The sequence below is a fragment of the Shewanella sp. UCD-KL21 genome, assembly GCF_001957135.1.
GTDB lineage: Bacteria > Pseudomonadota > Gammaproteobacteria > Enterobacterales > Shewanellaceae > Shewanella.
The window spans coordinates 101,553-119,344 of the sequence record NZ_MPHK01000002.1; the positions used below are offsets into that span (position 1 = coordinate 101,553).

Below are 17,792 nucleotides of genomic sequence, written 5' to 3' on the forward strand. Positions count from 1 at the left end.
TCTTATTATTACCGGCGAAACGCCTGCTTAATGCAGCTTTCATCTTAGTTGTGGTATCTGCAGTGTCGTTTTCAACACTGGTCACATCCGCGTTGTTAACCTCGACACCTAGCTATGCTGCCACGGTTTTAATCCTTGGCGATAGTCTAAGTGCAGGTTATGGCATGTCGGAAGAGCAAGGTTGGGTACAATTGTTACGTAATGACCTGCCCGAATACCAGATTATTAATGGCTCTGTCAGCGGTGAAACCACAGCTGGCGGTTTGCGTAGACTACCGAATCTACTGGCTTCAAGCCCTGTTAACCTCGTGGTCATAGAGCTTGGTGGGAATGATGGTCTACGTGGGTTCCCCCCAAAACAGCTGAAATCAAATCTTACAAAAATGATTGAGTTATCTCAACAAAGTGGCGCCGATGTGTTACTTACTGAAATCATGGTGCCGCCTAATTATGGTCCTCGATATACTAAAATGTTCAATGATGTATATCATCAATTGGCCAGTGATTATGATATTGAACTGGTACCATTTTTTATGCAGGAAATCGCTCCTAACCCTGACTTAATGCAACGAGATGGCATTCACCCTAATGAGGATGCCCAGCCTAAAATTACGCAATGGATGAGTCCATGGATCATCGATGCAGTAAAAAAGTAACAGAGGTTAAAACATTTAGTCAAAAATGAGAACAAAAGCCTAAAATAGTAATTTTATTTTAAGGTTTAGGATTTAGAATGATACACAAATAACTTTGTTCAAACGTTCTAAAATACTAATTCTTAATGACAGTTTTTGAGCAATAAGGTTTGGTATTTTCTTTATGACTACAAGGAAATCTCATGGCTATCAGTCGGCAAAAGAAAGTTTACTTACCTACTACGACCAGAAAAAATCAATATATTACCGTTGGTTTCCCACTTACTGATGAATTTATCGCCCATTATGAAAGTTTAGAAAACTGCTACCAAGAGTTTTCTAAGCTGGTTTTTCAAACCGCGGATAAATTTGAACTTTATAATGTCCATGTTGTTGCGACAGATAAACTCCCTGTTGTGCGTTTTCATAATGAGGTTTACTGTTTTTCAACCCAAGAACAGCTTCGTTTTTTCTATAACCCGGTGCATCATGAAGCAAACCGTTTACACATGATCCCTGATTATCGCGCTAAAAAACTTAAAGTGGTCTTTTTAGCAACTGGTGATGAAATACGTAGCAAAGCAGCAAACTTTCATGCCCGTATTCGAGAGTTTACTGAAGCATTAATGCCACAGTTACCCACTCAGGAGCTGGCAACTAAAATACGCGATCACCAGCATATTTCTTATGACCTATTTGCCAAAAATAAAGGTCATAAAGAAACCTACGGTTATAAACTAAGAGCACTAAATAGCCGCTACCAGCATCGTGACTGCCCATTACCAGAAGATGTCAGTGCGCTTTCTTACGTTCAGATCACTATGCCTGTTGGTCGCCGAATTAAAAATCAGCTACTTGCAGAAAACCGCAATGATTTTAGCGACAGCTACCAAAAGGTTTGCGAAAACTTTGTAGAGGCAGCCCGCTCAAAACAACTGAATAAATTAGCCGTGGTTGCTAATGGTAAAGTGCCTTTAGTACGTAATAGTAAGTTTGAAGATTTACAAAGTACCGCTGAATTTCAAATGATTGGTTTTGACCCTAGTGCCACAGATGCTGAGCCTATCTGTCATTGGGATGGTAATGTCATTACTGAAGCAATACGCTTTGTTATTGTGGCGGGTGATAGCGATATTGCTGATGGTGGTTATGGCCGCTTTATGAACCAAGTTGAAGATGCGATGCGTAAATTTATCAGTGACATCGACTTTGATAAAGAGCACATCGATTTAACTGTAGGCTTCCATCAACACCTTAGCTATAAGGCATAACTAACTCTATTCTCCTCATAAACGGCAGCCTAGCTGCCGTTTTTTTATTGCTCGTTTTTTATCATCCTTCCTTGTGCAAGATACATCAAAAAAACTTGTTAAATAAATGTGGCCAGATTTCACATTGATTAACAAGTGTCCTCCAAGGCATGTTGAACAACATACGAATAAATCGTATCCACTCCTTTGGGGCGTATAACGCTGGAGTAGGACATAAATAATAAAAAGCAGGAGATGCTATGTTCAACAAGACAAAGCCTTGGCTGGTACCTACACTTGTAGCAACAGCTGTCACAATCAGTTTAGCGGGCTGCGGCTCAGATGATAACGATTCACAGATCACCGAAACCCCACCCGTTGTTCAACCACCAGCAGAAACCGGTCCCACCTTCCCTGAAGGTGCCATCATGGTCGAAGCGGGTGATAACCTCACTATCAGTATTCAAGAAGCATTAATCAACGCCCAAAGTAATGACGTTATCGTATTACCCAAAGGTAACTTCAAAATAGAATCAACCTTACTGTTTGATGGTGATGTAGACGGCGATGGTAGTTTTGCCAAAAATATTACCATTATGGGTTACGGCCAAGATGAAACCGTACTGGATTTTTCAGAGGCAAACTCGGGTGATGGTATTTTTGTTCAAAATGCCATGAACATTATTATTCAAGACTTATCCGTTAACGAAGCCAAAAATAACGGTATTAAACTCAAAAATACCAATGGCATTATTTTAAGAAGGTTGGCAACCATTTGGGAAGGCGAACTTGATGAAGGCAACGGTGCTTATGGTTTGTATCCTGTAGAGTGTGAAAACATTCTTATTGAAGATACCTATGTTCGCGGTAGTGCCGATGCCGGTATTTACGTGGGTCAGTCTCAATATATTGTAGTGCGCCGCAATATCGCTAAAGAAAACGTCGCCGGCATTGAAATTGAAAACTCTAAATATGCCGACGTTTACGATAACGAAGCCATGGGTAATACCGGCGGTATTTTAGTCTTCGATTTACCGATTAATAACCATAGATATGGTTCAAGCGTACGTATTTTTAATAACAAGGTTTACGATAATAATACCTTGAACTTTGCTAACGCATCATCAAACCCAGCAGGGGTACATATTGTGCCACCCGGAACTGGGGTGATTGTGTTATCCACTGACGATGTAGAAATTTTTAATAATGAAATTACAAACCACGACACCGTAGGCTTAACTATTTCGAGCTTCTTTATTGCTGAGCCCGATATCAGTACTTTTGTGGGTAATTATGGTCAACCAGGCCAAGCTATTGATGATGGCTGGCGTCCAACACCGCGTAATATCTCCATTCATGACAACGTGATCAGCGATTATGGCACTAAGCCAAAAGGCTATTTAATTAAAGATATCATCACCGCTTATGTATTAACCCACGGCGCATTACCGGGGATTTTATATGATGGTTTAGGTGAGATGTTCTCTAACAACGGCACCGCGGCCTATTTAGGTTTACAGGAGTTACCTTTTGCAGCCGATGGCAGTGATAACGTGTGTGCGCAAAATAATGGTGAGGTAAGTATTGGCCGTTTATATGCCAATAATAATACTGATGCCAGTATTGCAGATGTGCTATATGAAAAAACGCAAATGGACTTAATGAACTGCGCCCAAGTGAGCCTACCTGTTCATACCGTTACCTTTGGTGATGAGATATTTGGCTGTGGTGTTGATGATGATACCGCAGGTTGTGATGGCGGCACTTTAATCGGTGGCGGTGGCTCTATTGGTGAAGGTGAAGGCGGCCTTGAAGGCGATGGTGATTTAGCCTTATGTGAAGCCAGTGGTGATAATGTCAGCTGGGATGCACTACTAAAAGCTAACTGCCCTAACCTGTCTGATTATAATCTATTTGCAGATATGGCTAATCCAACCGATGGGCCAAACTCGGGTGGCTTACCTTATGATCTTAATACGCCATTATTTACCGATCATGCCAGTAAATATCGCTTTGTGTATTTACCTGATGGCACTATCGCCGACTACAGCGAAAATGAATCATTCGACTTCCCTGTGGGAACCGTGATCAGTAAAACCTTCTCTTTGCCAACAAACACCAATAATCGTGGATTTGCAAACGAGGATTTAATTGAAACACGATTACTGATCCATCGTGACACGGGCTGGACAGCGCTGCCTTATGTTTGGAAAGCCGATAAATCTGATGCTGTTATTGCTAAAGCGGGTGCGATTCAAGGTAAAACTGTCATTCACAAAGGCACTGAACTGGCATTTGATTACGTTGTACCGAGCATGAATCAATGTAAGCAATGTCATCAATTTAAAGCCGATGAAGACAGTAACGCAGTATTTATGCCTATTGGGCCTAAAGCTCGCCACCTTAATAAGAATTATGAATATTCTGATGGCGCAATGAATCAACTGGCGAAATGGCAAGCAGAAGGCATTTTACAAGGCGTGCCTGAATTAGACACTGTCCCTATGATGCCAAAATTCCAAGATGGCGATGAAGCAAATATTGATTCTATGTCGGATACTGAGCTTATGGCCGCAGCTAAGGGTTACTTAGATATTAACTGCGCCCATTGTCATCGACCTGAAGGTAATGCCTCTAACACTGGCTTAAAGCTTGAGTACTGGCGCAGTTATGATGAAGATGCTGGATTTTCTCATGGTACTTGTAAGTCACCTGTTGCCTATGGCGGCGGCAGTTTAGGTTTTGATGTGGTACCGGGTAATCCTGAAGAGTCAATCTTACATTTCCGTATGGAAACCAATGAACCTGGCGATCGTATGCCTGAAATTGGCCGTAGCTTATCTCACGATGAAGGTGTTGCACTCATCAATGAGTGGATTAAGCGTTTACCTGCTGCATCATGCTCTTAAGTAAGCTTTAACCCATGTGATGTGAATATGGGTTATATCAAACCAAATAAGCCGGGGAGACTCGGCTTTTTTCATCCGACATGCTGCTCATATATTCAATTCATTCAAGGATGTCATCAATGTTTGTTTTAAAAGCTCATCAAATTCTTGTTATTAGTTTATGTTTGTCGCTAGTTGCCTGCGGCGGCTCTGACTCAAAAGAGAATAATACTAACGCTGACAATATCCTAGATACACCTACGTCTCCACTACCTGAAGATCCCGAAAGTGCGCCAGATGACCTATGTTTACAAAGCAATAGCGAAGTAAATTGGCCGGCATTAATGAGCGTAGATTGTGACAACTTAGCCGATTATAGTTTGTTTATCGACCCAAGCATCCCAACTAAATCACCACGAGTCCCAGGTATACTTTACCAACTGTCTACTGAGTTATTTTCCAATTATGCCAGTAAATATCGGTTTGTTTTTTTACCTGACAATCAAGCAATCAGCTTTAAAGCCCAAAGCCAATTCGAATTACCCGTTGGTAGTGTGTTAGTTAAGAGCTTTGCTCTACCTTTTGATAGCCAACATAGTGGCGCAGATAATGAGAAGTTAATCGAAACACGGCTGTTAATCCATCGAGAAACGGGCTGGACAGCATTGGCCTACCAATGGAGCGAAGGCCAAGCCAAACTTGTTATCGCTGGCGCAAATGTGGCCCACACCATGAACAATCAGGGCGAATCGATTAGTTTTGATTACCACATTCCCAGTAAAGCAGAATGTAAAATTTGCCATCAAGTTAATGAGCAAGGAAGCAGCAAAATAAAGCCTATTGGACTTAAAGCCCATTTATTAAACCGCCAAATAACAAACAGTAACAACACTGCCATTAATCAACTGACTCAGTGGTCACAACAAGGCCAGTTAATCAACTTACCCGCGCTTAACAGCGTTGCACAATCTTTTGCCATTAATGATGACACTGCAGATTTAACCAGCCGCGCTAAAGGCTATCTCGATGTGAATTGCGCCCATTGTCATAGCGCAGAGGGCTTTGCTAGCATTTCTGGTCTCAGGCTCAACTATCATGTTGATCATACTTCCTTTGAGTATGGCGTTTGTAAGCAGCCACCTGGTTGGGATGGCGGCCCTAATGGGCTTGCTTATGACATTGTTCCTGGTAATGGTGAACGCTCAATTGTGCATTATCGACAAACGCTGTTAAGCCCTAAAGACAGAATGCCGCCCATTGGCAGAGAAATGACCCACATTGAAGGTGTTGATTTAATTAAACGCTGGATTGATGACATGGCTATCACCATTGGCACTTGCAGTTAAATAAGCTGCAGTAGAGTGCACCGTTAAATAATGAATGATTAAGCTATGAAATAGGAAAACTGAGGACTGTTAACTGGCAATATTAAGCTTTAAGAAGTGACCGGGTGGATAACCAAGCCAATGCTTAAAGCTTTGTCTGAAATGGCTAACATCGCCATAACCGAGCACCTCAGATATCTCTTCAGCACTCAACTCATTCGCTAAAATTAAATTTATCGCTGCTTGGCAGCGCACTTGATCCACCAGCTTTTGATAACTGGTACCCGCAGCCGATAATTTTCGACGTAAACTTCGGGCGCTCATATGGTGTTTTTCTGCCAATTGTTCAAGCTTAGGCGGCTTAGGCATATCGATACGAATATCTGTTAGTACTTGATCGATAAATGACACAGCATCTGGCACCGCTGCGGCTACTACCAGATGGTCAAATTGATAATTTAACGGCGTATTGAGTACAGCAATATCAATGCCCCACTCATAAAAATCACAATCAAACACAATTTTAGCGCCGGTTTCGTTACTTAAAAACTCAGTGTCACATTGAGGCTCTGCCATATGAATTTCATCAATCATCACTGGTGAAGCCACTAACTGCCTTGCTGCGCCTAATAATGCACAAACACTGTGCTGAAATTGAAAAGCAAACTTTTGCGCGTCAACTTTTCCGGTATTAAGCCACCTTACCCATAATGTCGTCTCATCAAAACGAATAACAGTATCAGCAAAGCTACCCGCTAAATCAGGGTTTTTGATCACAAACAGTAGGCATTGATTTAAGGTGGTAAATTTATCAAAGAAAGGCAGCAGTACATCAAGACTGGCAATTTGATAACTGGCGCCCAATCGAGCGCCAATTTCAGGATCTGGCGAGGTGGTTCTTAACACTTCCATGGCATACTCAACCTGCCATACATAAACAAACTGCATGGCGTTGAGTTCTTGTGGCCCTAAGCCTATTTTTAAATAGATGTCAGTAGCAACAGCGTCGCCAAGATGCAGTTCAATAAAGTTAAGCAAATTCCGTAGTTCAAAGGCTGGGTAACATTGATCCCCTACCATCATATTTGCTTTATAGCCTAATTCTCTTTGCATCAATACCCTATTCTAAATAGCTTATTTAACTGCGTTATCACGCTCCATCAAACGGTTTAAGATACTATCAACCGATAAAGACGCGCCATGGGCAATTTTATCAGCCAGTTTCTTTTTCATTTGATATTTAATTTTAATGACTTGATGTTTTTTAGCTAACTCAAGTATCACATCATCACTGGTAGAAATAGCATCAACTAAGCCTAATTCAATCGCTTGCTGACCATACCAATGCTCACCGGTTGCAACTTTTGCAATATCCATATCTGGACGGTACTTACTGACAAACTGTTTAAACAACACATGGGTTTCTTCCAACTCTTGTTGGAACTTTTCACGGCCTTCATCAGTATTTTCACCGAACACGGTTAAGGTGCGCTTAAAGTCACCAGCGGTATGCTGCTCGTAATCAATATCGTGCTTTTTAAGTAAACGGCTAAAGTTTGGTAACTGGGCAACAACACCAATTGAACCCACAATCGCAAATGGCGCGGCAACAATTTTGTTCGCCACACAGGCCATCATATAACCACCACTAGCTGCTACTTTATCAATACAGATAGTTAGTGGGATATTTGCTTGCTTCAAGCGATCTAACTGGCTAGAGGCTAAACCATAGCCGTGCACCATTCCACCACCGCTTTCAACATTCACTAACACTTGATCGTTTTCATCAGCAACGGTTAATACTGCGGTGATCTCTTCTCTTAATGAGGCAACTTCACCTGCATCAATACTGCCTTTAAAATCGATAACAAATACTTTTGAAGTGGCAGCATCTTCTTTCTCAGCAGCTTTTTCATCAGCTTTTAACTGCTTCTCATACGCCTTTAATTGCTTTTTGGATAACAGCTCTTGCTTTAATTCTTTTTCAAGTTGCTTTAGCTCGTCAGTGACATCGGTAAGCTTTAACTCACCTTTTTCAGTTTTATGTTTAATACTGCTCGCTAAAACCACAATAACAACGGCAAGAATGGCGGCAACAATGGTGACGGCTTTCGCTAAAAACATGCCGTACTCAGATAAAAACTCCAAAATACACTCCAAATGGAAAAAGTTAATTGCCGTTATCTTAGCAGGAAGTTAAAGCCTGTAGACAATAAAAAACCCAGCAATTGCTGGGTTTTTAATCAAAAGATTAAATTATTAATCTCTATTACTCACATGCTTGAAGCACTTCGTCGTTATCAACCAAAATCGTTGCAACACCAAGGCCTGCTGACTTTGCAAATCCAGCAACTTGTTGCTGCATTTCAACTGTCGCTGCAGCGGCCATACCATCAGTCACGCCATCAATTTCAGCAGGGCTAACAATAGAGCTGTGATGACCTTTACTAAAGCGAACCGCACCAGAACCTGCATTGGTTGAACTTACACAATCTAAGCCCATCGCTGCGATTAACGGCTCAGTACCTGATAACGGGAAGCCTTCAACCATATTAGGTAGCACTTGGTCAGGTAAGTTACCCGCACCATCACCAGCCACTTCAATTAAGTGAACAGGTAATTGAGTATCCGCAAGCATTGACGCGTGGTTAATCGGATCGGCAGAATCAACCGCTGTTTGCACTGCAAAAGCAAAGCTTGGAATAAACCCAGCATACACAGCTTGCACTAACGCTGCGTACTCAGGTGTTCCAGGTTCAAATCCACCCACATTAGCTTCATCAACTAGTGCCATAAAGTCTGCTGTCGCGGTTACAGTTTCAAATAACACAGGGCCAAATGTGGCAGAGCCTGCAAATGAACCCGCTAAACCGCCAGATGGCGCAACTAAAGATGCGGCATTAATAGCATAAGCATTTGGCAATGTACTGCCATCAGCGGGGTTAACAAGCCCTGTAGAAGCGTAAGTTGAAACAGTCGTACCAACAATGCCACCTAGGCTTAAGCCTTGAGCACTGATTTTACTGATATCAAACAGTTGTTGGCCACCCGTTTGGGCGATTTGGCTATACATACCTGTTAATAACAAACGTAAACCCAAGTGATCTAAAGTCGCTTGGCGGAAATTATCACGCACAGTCAAAGTACTGGCTACGTTAACAAATACTAATGGGTTACCATTGGCATACTCTTCCCCAAATAACTCACTGGTAGCGGATATATCATACACGCCATTGCCAGTAGCATCATACGAGCGATCGCCATGAAGGGGCATATCAATCGCAATGGTTGCGATACCTGCCGCAGCATAAGTACCCGCATAAGCTAATGCCATCTGCTTAGTACCACCTAAACCATGCAAAGCCATTGTTGTTGGCCAGCCGTTAGTTGGTGCTACAAATGGCAGTCCAGCTTGTGCACTAAAGGCTGCTAGTTTGGCTGCATTTGGAAGCGTAATTTGAACCGTGACATTTTCATAGTTCATGATTTTTGGAATAGGGTTAAATTTGGTTAAATGCTTAGTTGGATCTGCATCTGTACCATCATCTAGCAACCAGGTTTTACCTGCCATTAATGCAGGGTTTTGCAATGCAGCAGCAGGATCTACACCCTGAGCAACTGCTTGCTGGCCGAAGTTCGCCTGACTCATGGTTCCAGCCTGAAGCGCTAATAAAACCGACACAGGGCTATCGCCTTGTGCCATCCAGCGACCATTGGGCGCAGTAGGCGCACCATCTACAATTGGAATAACACAACTTGCAGATGAACAATCACCGTAAATAGGTAATTTCACCACGGCGGTATAAATTTCAGCGATATCAGAAACCACATAGGCAAGTCCGTCTGCAGGAGTTAAGCCTGCAGCTTGAGCTACTGTGACGACACCACCAAAGCCATTATCCATTGGCATAGGAACTTGAACAAAAGATGGCATGTAAGGCTCACTTGATGCCATTAACAACTTAGATGTTTCATATACATCAGCAACTGACTGAGTGGTAAATAAACCTGAATATGAAATGGTTTCAGGGTCTACGCCATGCTCAGCTGCTAAGCCTTTTTCATAGCTATTAACTAACCCTTGAAGTAATAACTGCGAATCAGTTTCAAGTGGTTTGGTGTCAATATCCAGTTTTAATAAATTATAAGTGCTTGAAGGCTCAACAGCGCGGCCTGCAGAGTCTTGAACTAATGTGGTTGTGGCGTAAATATAAGACTGATTAGCTTTAAGTGGTTTTAAAGGCACAATCGCAATCTTACTGCCTGAAGCCTTTGCAATAAAATCGACACCAAATTGTAGCTCAGCGCCAACTTTACATGCTGACACTGACAGTGCATCAGTACATTCTGGATCAGAAGATAAAGCGCCGCCCACGGTTGCTTCAAATAATCTGACTGCGCCAGGTTGAAATACTGAGGCTTCATCAAGTGTAAGCATTGTGCCATCTGAGTCAGTGGCTAACGCAACGTCAATTGAAATTGGTGATGATGTTGACCAGCCATCTAATGCCCCCAAAGCAAGTGATGGGTCAACATAGTCAATCCCATCTTCACCTGGAATACTAAGCGTGCCGTCAAGCGTGCCGCTAAAAAGTAAATCGTTTGGTAATGGCACCGCTCCATTTGCTGGGTCAAATACCATTTGAGAGAATGGAATTAGCGTTTCTACATTTTCTTTTGCTTCGTTTGAACTATCTTCACTACAGCCGCTAAGCCCAAGAGCAGATGCAATAGCAACACCCAATATGAGTCTTTTCATCTTTTTTCCCCAAATCTTGTTGTAATAATTTTAATTTCCCCAAAAATTGGTCACAATAGTGTAAACGCATGACCATAAGGACATATTTTTGCCCTTAACTCATCTCAAGTTAACGTAAAATTATAGAGTTAGCTACAAATTTGTCACAAAGAAATATACTAGTCACTAACAAATATAAGTCAATTGTTTAAAACGTTCGTTTACCTTTTGTTCGAAACGAGATTTGACATGCTTTTGCAGTCCAAGGAAAAATTGAATCATGTTGGAATACCAAGCTAAAAAAGATTTACTAAAAAATAAAACAATCCTTGTTACCGGCGCTGGCGCAGGTATTGGTCGCACTGCGGCGATAAACTACGCAAAACACGGCGCGACCGTTATTTTGCTAGGTAAAACAGTTAAAAAACTTGAAACGGTTTATGATGAAATAGTACAAGCCGGTTATCCTAAACCTGCCATTGTGCCATTAGATTTAAAAGGTGCTACTGAGCAAAACTATCAAGACATGGCCGCAACTATCGCTGAGCAATTCGGTCATTTAGATGGATTATTGCATAATGCCAGTTTACTTGGCGCATTAGGGCCGTTTGAACACATCGATCTTGAATCATTAGAAGAAGTGATGAAAATCAATGTCAGCGCGCAAGTGATTTTAACCAAAGCATTATTACCGATAATGCGCACTGCCGATTCTGCATCTATCATCTTTACCTCAAGCAGCGTTGGCCGTCAGGGGCGAGCTTATTGGGGACCTTATGCGTTCTCTAAATTTGCGACTGAGGGCATGATGCAAGTACTTGCCCATGAATGTGAAGGCACTAGTCTGCGTGTAAATAGTATTAACCCTGGTGCAACCCGCACTGAAATGCGCGCAAAAGCTTACCCAGGTGAAGATCCACAAACATTAAAAACCGCACAAGATATCATGCCAACCTACTTATATTTAATGGGTGAAGATTCTGTTGAAGTCAACGGCCAGCAACTTACCGCTCAGTAACCATTCATTGGATCTGTAAGCTGAAAAAGGGAGCGAAAGCTCCCTTTTTTAATACCAAGTCGTCAATTGATAAATAGATAAATAGATAAGTTACAAACTTATCGCTTTAGCATTTTTCTCAACCAGCTTTTCACCTATACCAGCCACTTGAGTTAATTGCTGGACATTTTTGAACTTACCATATTTATTCCGATATTCCACAATGGCTTTTGCCTTGGCTTCACCAACACCATTGAGGGCTTGTAACTGCTCTGCTGTCGCTTTATTAATATTCACCTTAGCCATCTTTGTATTACTACTTTTCACGGCTGTGGTTTTAGACATCTCAGCTGAAGTGAGTGCTGCTGGTTTAGTGGTGTCTTTGGCGACAGCCAAACTGATACTGGCTGCTGATAACGCGCAGGTGAGCATAACGCCCATGAGTAATGGATGTTTCATTGTTAACTCCTTTAAGTCCTATTTAAGAAACCGACCAACTTCCCTATCCATGGTCGGTATTTGTCAGCGTTACACCCTATTCAACAAGAAAATGATCTATTAAAAACAGGGCATTTATCGCTAATATAAAACTGTAGTAAATAATTTATTTTTTGCAAAAAATAAGCAAGATTATTTTTCTACTGTTTGTTTTTGCTTATTTTTATTTGTTTTCATTACACTGGCAGAAAAGCTTCTTAGCTCGCCTAATAACTGCTGATGCACTTGGCTCAATTTAGGGCGATTTTGCGCTTTAAAACTTAGCGGCCGGCATAAGCTCATGGCTTGATAACCAAGTCGCGCAGTTAATAAACCTCCGCCTAAACCTTGGGCTAAACGTGCTGATAACTTTCCGGTCATTTCAACCGATAATAACTGGGTGCCTAAATCTGTGACCACTTCAGTGGTGCCAGCGTAAACAATATTTAGTACGATACTTTTTATCAGTTTAATCCGGCTCCAATAGCCTAATTCAATGCCATAAACATCTGCAATAACGTTAATCATGCGCTGATTACGCCATAAAATAATCGCCATATCTAATACAGCTAAAGGACTCGCCGCTAACAGTAGTGCCGACTCCGCCGCAAAACGGCTAACAATTTTTTTGGCTTTTTCATCGCGTTCAGACAAGACTAATTCATCAAATAGCATCACCATTTCAGCGTCATTATGTTCAACGCTATCAATGGCTAAGTATTGCTTTTTACCTTCGGTATCAGGGTATTTTTGCAATAAGGGGCTGATGAACTTACTGGCTTCACCGCGCTGCATACTTAACGCTAAACGCTCGCCTGTGGCTTGGGTATCGGCCACATGTTTAAGCTTAATCAGTTTTTTCCACTCTGACAGGGTTATTGCCCCAGCCCACGCCATGATGATCCCCGCCACTGTCACGTAAAAACCAAATAACCATGGGCTTTGCAGGTAGGCTGTTTGCAGCCCTTGTATGGTTTGAACGATAACCACCAGTATCAAAGCTAACAATGATAACTTGGCAAGCATTGAGATTTTTTTAGGCTTAGCGCCGAGCTTATCGATGGACTCGAGTTCATCGATGGTTTCAGGGAGTTTGGCTAAATTAGTTTCACAAATAAACTCGACATCGGTAAATGACTGCGATGCTTTAACGTCTTGCTCGTTAGCTGAATCAAGCGTTTCAGTATCAAACACTTGCTGCTGCTTAAGCTGAGCGTCTTCAAACTCTGTTCTCTTGCTATTATTGTTACTCATATTATTGCAACTTATCCCCCAGCAGGAACTGTAAAAGATGATCTAAGCGAATATGCTCAAAACGAGGGTCGGACATCGATGATTGTGGTAATCGAGGCGGATTAAAGGACACAAAGTTAAAGCCTTGCTTGTCCCAAAAACTATCTTGGGGTAAACGCTGAGGCACTTCGCCTGGAAATATGGTGAGCATTTGTTGATTTTTATCTATGCCTCTGACCACTTCTTGCTCGCCACTGGACGTTGATACCATGCCGTGCTGAGTGGCTTTGATGGCGCTGATGGCCATCGTTTCGACTTCGCAGCCTTCATAGTTAGCAAAATGCTGACTGTGTTTTAGCATATCGGTCAATAAACTTAATACATGGCTCTGTTGATCGCGAGTAACCCTGTCAACCTTACTGGCGGCAAACAGTAACTTATCAATTTTAGGTGAGAACAAACGCCTTAATAAACTCGATTGTCCAAAATGAAAGCTTTCGACAATACTATTAAGTGCATTACCCATATCCTCAAATTGTGCTTTACCGCTGTTTAAGCCATTAAAGCAATCCACCAGCACCAGTTGACGATCGAAACTGGCAAAATAATCCCGATAAAATGGCTTAACCACCACTGAAACATATTCTTCGTAGCGACGCTTTAGCACTTGATAATAGCAACCGTCAGCAGCATTTTCTAAGTCAGCTAACTTATCTTTACTGAGGTTAATGAGAGGAAAAAAGGCCAATAAAGGCGTGTCAGCAAACTCTCCGGGCAATAACATTCGACCGGGCTGAGCAAGGTAAAAGCCTTGGTTGTTAACCAAGTCGACCAGTAATGCTTGGTACAAGTCTGCAATCTGCTTTAACTTATGCTCATCAGCGGTTTCAGATAAATTGATGCTGGATAATTCACTGACAAATTGCGGATAATAGCTTGAGGCAGCTAGTCGCTGCTTAACATCAATTTGTGACTCACACCACTGGATGAAGTTTTGCTTCATCATAGGTAAATCGAGTAACCACTCACCAGGGTAATCAACAATATCCACATACAAGGTGGCAGTATCAGCAAGTTTTGCCAATATGCCCTTTTGAGGCCGATATTTAATCGCCAGCCTTAGCTCAGAGATATTGCGAGTTGATGCAGGCCAAGTCGCTGGCGACTGGGTTAATGATGTCATCGCTCCTTTATAGTCAAAACTGGCAATGGCTAAATCAGGTTGCATGGCGCGTTTAATGCCAATTAAGCGATTTTCACGACAAACCTGCCACAAAGGCAGTGGATTTTGGGTTTGGCTTTTTTCTGATTGCAGCCCCGCATGGAGCATTTGATTAACCAGTCCGGTAATAAAAGCGGTTTTACCCGCCCCTGATAAACCGGTCACGGCTAAGCGAACATGCCGATCGGTTGAGCGATGAACTAATTGATGTGTTTTTTGGGAAATTTTATTAATGGAACGATCAATAAAGCTCATAGTTAATCTCAAATTAAAGAATAAGCAAACTAGGGATGAAAATTGTTTTCAAGTACTGATAATCAGGTCTTTACTAGAAAAACACAAGGGCGGTAAACCGCCCATTGGAATTATATGAAGATAGTCGTTTGAATCGAGTTAAAGATTATTAATTTCTCTTTTCAAATCAAAATTATCCGAAGTGACATGGCGCTCAAGTCGTTGCAGTCTAATTTCAAGAGCATAAAACTGACTATTCACATCATGTAAAGCACGTTTAGCCGGCTCTCCTGCCTGCCAAACCTTTTTCTTAACTTCTATATCTTTGTGACCTTTAGCATGTGTTGTGTCTTCAGGCTTAATATCTAATATCATCCATAAGGCAACGTAGATGATAAATACAGGCCCTGAACCACCCAATAAAAATATTGAGACTACGACCACTCTAACTAACCAGGTTTCAAGATTAAAAAAGTCTGCTATCCCTGCACATACCCCAGAAATTTTGCCTGATGATGGGATGCGGTATAACGTGCGACCGTTAGCTGTGCTCATCTTTCCCCCTCCATTCTGGCGCCTCTGTATCTAAAATAGCTTCCAATGTTTCAATACGTCGACCCATTTTATCTGCTTGGGCAATTAGTTCATTCAATTGTGTAAACTCTTCTTCAGTGAGCCCCTGACTCACTTGTCGCTTACTGCGATAATGAAGAATCAACCAAATAGGTGCCACAATAACTAAAAATATAATGATTGGGGCAATAAGAAGATCCATATCCATAACTCACCTCTGAAAAAGTTTACTTGTCTGATTTAGTTTTTGATTTAGGTTGCGATTTAGCTTTCACTTTCGCTTTTAATGCTTCAAGTTCGTCATTGACTGAATCTTCAGCTTCAAGTGCCGCAAACTCATCAGCAAGGCTACCCTTTTTACCAATATCATAAGCTTCAACTTGTGACTCTAAACCTTCAACGCGACGCTCATATTGCTCAAACTTCACCATCGCATCATCAATTTTACTTGAATCAAGCTGCTTTTTAACTTCTAAACGTGAAGTGGCAGTTTGCTTGCGCATGATAATGGTTTTTTGGCGTGCTCTGGCATCATTCAGTTTTTCTTGTAACTGTTCAACTTCATGTTTAAGACGAGCAATGTGCTCTTCTACTACTTGAAGTTCCATCTCAAGGGTTTCTAACAATGATACCGTTTTTTGTTTTTCAATTAGCGCAGCTTTTGCTAAGTCTTCTCTATCTTTCGATAAAGCTAATTCAGCTTTAGCTTGCCAATCAATTACTTGCTCTTGAACTCGGCTAATGCGTCTTAGTAACTCTTTCTTTTCTGCTAATACTTTTGCAGAAGTAGAGCGTACTTCAACTAACGTGTCTTCCATTTCCTGAATGATCAGGCGTACCATTTTTTCTGGATCTTCAGCTTTATCAAGTAAAGCACTGATGTTCGAATTAATGATATCTGCAAAGCGTGAGAAGATTCCCATAATGTGTCCCTCAAAAATATTGTTAATGTCGAAGTTTACTATTCACAAGTTATGCCAACTTTCAAAAAGCGAAATAATTCAACACCATAACCAAAATATTAACTTTTTCTTTCTTTTAATGCCGCAGCCCACTATTATGATTTTCACCACTTGTTAGCGTAATAGACTAAAAATTACAGTGACTAAACAATTTGAGCAAGACAATCTTATCGGACAATCTAATGCTTTGTTAGAGGTATTAGAACATGTTTCTAAAGTTGCCCCACTTTCTAAACCAGTATTAATTATTGGTGAACGCGGCACAGGTAAAGAATTGATCGCCGAGCGGTTACACTATTTATCAGGCCGTTGGGATAAAGAGTTTATTAAATTAAACTGCTCTTCATTAAGTGAATCATTACTTGAAAGCGAACTGTTTGGCCACGAGTCTGGGGCGTTTACGGGCGCGAAAGGCAAACATGAAGGTCGCTTCGAACGTGCCGATGAAGGCACCTTATTTTTAGATGAGCTGGCCAATACCTCAGGGTTAATTCAAGAGAAACTGTTACGAGTCATCGAGTATGGTGAATTTGAGCGAGTGGGTGGCAGTAAAACAGTCAATACCAATGTAAGGTTAATTTGTGCTGCCAATGAGGACTTACCTTCATTAGCAGAAAATGGTGAATTTAGAGCCGATTTACTAGATAGATTAGCCTTTGATGTAATCACCCTACCGCCCCTTCGTAGCCGCACAGAAGACATTATGCCTTTAGCAGAGCATTTTGCTGTGAGCATGGCAAGGCAACTGAATTTAGATTATTTTGGCGGTTTTAGTCCGGTTGCTATAGAGCAGCTCATGTCATATCGCTGGCCAGGTAATATCCGCGAGCTTAAAAACGTGGTCGAGCGCAGCGTCTATCGTCGAGGATCAGAAGGTGAAGAAATTGACCACATTATTGTCGATCCCTTTGCCTCTCCTTATCGACCAACATCAAGAATAAAAACCCGTGAAAGGCAGCAGCCTCAGCAAACAGCGCATCAAGCTCCCGATACTTCAGTCACGAGCCCTGTAGCCGATGATCCCGCTGAAAATGAAGCATCATCAGTGAGCACCAATGCAGCAGACAGAGATATTCGCTTCCCATTAGACTTTAAAGAGCATACTGAAAACTATGAGATTAACCTGCTAAAAAGTGCCTTAGCCCAAAGCCAATATAATCAAAAGAAGACCGCTGAAATATTAGGTTTAAGCTACCATCAACTGCGGGGCATTTTGAAAAAGTATAATTTACTTGAAAAGTCTTAATAGGATATTTGC

The 17,792-nt window shown here is 41.6% G+C and carries 15 protein-coding genes; 6 read left to right on the top strand and 9 right to left on the bottom strand.

The genetic code is table 11. The features are described 5' to 3' along the window. Positions 1–62: 62 nt before the first annotated feature. The 4 genes from BM739_RS02440 to BM739_RS02455 all read left to right on the top strand — a co-directional run bounded on the left by BM739_RS02440 (position 63) and on the right by BM739_RS02455 (position 6,119). The gene (locus BM739_RS02440; RefSeq protein ID WP_254843447.1) at positions 63–656 is read left to right on the top strand and encodes an arylesterase; all 594 of its coding nucleotides are present in this window, start codon (positions 63–65) and stop codon (positions 654–656) included. Between the two features lie 182 nt (positions 657–838). Continuing rightward, positions 839–1,906 carry a DUF3083 family protein gene (locus BM739_RS02445; protein ID WP_076536925.1) on the top strand — a complete coding sequence of 356 codons (1,068 nt, stop codon included), beginning with the start codon at positions 839–841 and terminating at the stop codon, positions 1,904–1,906. Positions 1,907–2,145: 239 nt separating this feature from the next. After that, the gene (locus BM739_RS02450; RefSeq protein WP_076536927.1) at positions 2,146–4,794 is read left to right on the top strand and encodes a parallel beta-helix domain-containing protein; all 2,649 of its coding nucleotides are present in this window, start codon (positions 2,146–2,148) and stop codon (positions 4,792–4,794) included. A 119-nt stretch (positions 4,795–4,913) separates the two neighbouring features. Then, on the top strand, positions 4,914–6,119 hold the full coding sequence (locus BM739_RS02455; RefSeq protein ID WP_139326799.1) for an SO2930 family diheme c-type cytochrome: 1,206 nt from the start codon (positions 4,914–4,916) through the stop codon (positions 6,117–6,119). Between the two features lie 69 nt (positions 6,120–6,188). Here the strand turns inward: BM739_RS02455 and BM739_RS02460 are convergent, their stop codons facing one another. From BM739_RS02460 to BM739_RS02470, 3 genes are all read right to left on the bottom strand, one after another. Then, entirely contained in the window at positions 6,189–7,211 is a 1,023-nt protein-coding gene (locus tag BM739_RS02460; RefSeq protein ID WP_076536932.1) for a helix-turn-helix transcriptional regulator, read from the bottom strand. A 21-nt stretch (positions 7,212–7,232) separates the two neighbouring features. After that, positions 7,233–8,246: a protease SohB gene (gene sohB / locus BM739_RS02465; protein WP_076536934.1), complete on the bottom strand. Its 1,014-nt coding sequence runs from the start codon at positions 8,244–8,246 to the stop codon at positions 7,233–7,235. A gap of 121 nt (positions 8,247–8,367) precedes the next feature. Then, on the bottom strand, positions 8,368–10,857 hold the full coding sequence (locus tag BM739_RS02470; RefSeq protein ID WP_076536937.1) for a VolA/Pla-1 family phospholipase: 2,490 nt from the start codon (positions 10,855–10,857) through the stop codon (positions 8,368–8,370). 259 nt (positions 10,858–11,116) lie between these two features. On the opposite strand from BM739_RS02470, the gene BM739_RS02475 reads away from it, so the two are divergent. Next, entirely contained in the window at positions 11,117–11,854 is a 738-nt protein-coding gene (locus BM739_RS02475; RefSeq protein ID WP_076536939.1) for a YciK family oxidoreductase, read from the top strand. 90 nt (positions 11,855–11,944) lie between these two features. Here BM739_RS02475 and BM739_RS02480 read toward each other — a convergent pair whose 3' ends face one another. The 6 genes from BM739_RS02480 to pspA form a co-directional block, all read right to left on the bottom strand. After that, positions 11,945–12,292: a helix-hairpin-helix domain-containing protein gene (locus tag BM739_RS02480; RefSeq protein WP_076536941.1), complete on the bottom strand. Its 348-nt coding sequence runs from the start codon at positions 12,290–12,292 to the stop codon at positions 11,945–11,947. A 171-nt stretch (positions 12,293–12,463) separates the two neighbouring features. Then, positions 12,464–13,564: a TIGR01620 family protein gene (locus tag BM739_RS02485; RefSeq protein WP_076536943.1), complete on the bottom strand. Its 1,101-nt coding sequence runs from the start codon at positions 13,562–13,564 to the stop codon at positions 12,464–12,466. A gap of 1 nt (position 13,565) precedes the next feature. Beyond that, on the bottom strand, positions 13,566–15,020 hold the full coding sequence (locus tag BM739_RS02490; RefSeq protein WP_076536945.1) for a YcjX family protein: 1,455 nt from the start codon (positions 15,018–15,020) through the stop codon (positions 13,566–13,568). 138 nt (positions 15,021–15,158) lie between these two features. Next, positions 15,159–15,554, bottom strand: coding sequence for an envelope stress response membrane protein PspC (gene pspC / locus BM739_RS02495; protein ID WP_076536947.1), 396 nt, complete (start codon positions 15,552–15,554; stop codon positions 15,159–15,161). Beyond that, positions 15,541–15,780: an envelope stress response membrane protein PspB gene (gene pspB, locus BM739_RS02500; protein ID WP_076536949.1), complete on the bottom strand. Its 240-nt coding sequence runs from the start codon at positions 15,778–15,780 to the stop codon at positions 15,541–15,543. The genes pspC and pspB overlap by 14 nt, the downstream gene beginning before the upstream one ends. A 19-nt stretch (positions 15,781–15,799) precedes the next feature. Further along, on the bottom strand, positions 15,800–16,495 hold the full coding sequence (gene pspA / locus BM739_RS02505; protein ID WP_076536951.1) for a phage shock protein PspA: 696 nt from the start codon (positions 16,493–16,495) through the stop codon (positions 15,800–15,802). Positions 16,496–16,673: 178 nt separating this feature from the next. Between pspA and pspF the strand changes: the two genes are divergently transcribed. Beyond that, a complete protein-coding gene (pspF, locus tag BM739_RS02510) occupies positions 16,674–17,780 on the top strand; it encodes a phage shock protein operon transcriptional activator (protein ID WP_076536953.1) in 1,107 nt (368 codons plus the stop codon). The last annotated feature ends 12 nt before the right edge of the window (positions 17,781–17,792 follow it).

Excerpts from the sequence above, each read along its gene's own strand:
- pspA (WP_076536951.1), bottom strand. The coding sequence starts at position 16,495 with ATGGGAATCTTCTCACGCTTTGCAGATATCATTAATTCGAACATCAGT.
- BM739_RS02445 (WP_076536925.1), top strand. The coding sequence starts at position 839 with ATGGCTATCAGTCGGCAAAAGAAAGTTTACTTACCTACTACGACCAGA.
- BM739_RS02460 (WP_076536932.1), bottom strand. The coding sequence starts at position 7,211 with ATGCAAAGAGAATTAGGCTATAAAGCAAATATGATGGTAGGGGATCAA.
- BM739_RS02455 (WP_139326799.1), top strand. The coding sequence starts at position 4,914 with ATGTTTGTTTTAAAAGCTCATCAAATTCTTGTTATTAGTTTATGTTTG.
- BM739_RS02475 (WP_076536939.1), top strand. The coding sequence starts at position 11,117 with ATGTTGGAATACCAAGCTAAAAAAGATTTACTAAAAAATAAAACAATC.
- BM739_RS02480 (WP_076536941.1), bottom strand. The coding sequence starts at position 12,292 with ATGAAACATCCATTACTCATGGGCGTTATGCTCACCTGCGCGTTATCA.
- BM739_RS02490 (WP_076536945.1), bottom strand. The coding sequence starts at position 15,020 with ATGAGCTTTATTGATCGTTCCATTAATAAAATTTCCCAAAAAACACAT.
- pspC (WP_076536947.1), bottom strand. The coding sequence starts at position 15,554 with ATGAGCACAGCTAACGGTCGCACGTTATACCGCATCCCATCATCAGGC.
- pspB (WP_076536949.1), bottom strand. The coding sequence starts at position 15,780 with ATGGATATGGATCTTCTTATTGCCCCAATCATTATATTTTTAGTTATT.
- BM739_RS02485 (WP_076536943.1), bottom strand. The coding sequence starts at position 13,564 with ATGAGTAACAATAATAGCAAGAGAACAGAGTTTGAAGACGCTCAGCTT.
- BM739_RS02450 (WP_076536927.1), top strand. The coding sequence starts at position 2,146 with ATGTTCAACAAGACAAAGCCTTGGCTGGTACCTACACTTGTAGCAACA.
- BM739_RS02470 (WP_076536937.1), bottom strand. The coding sequence starts at position 10,857 with ATGAAAAGACTCATATTGGGTGTTGCTATTGCATCTGCTCTTGGGCTT.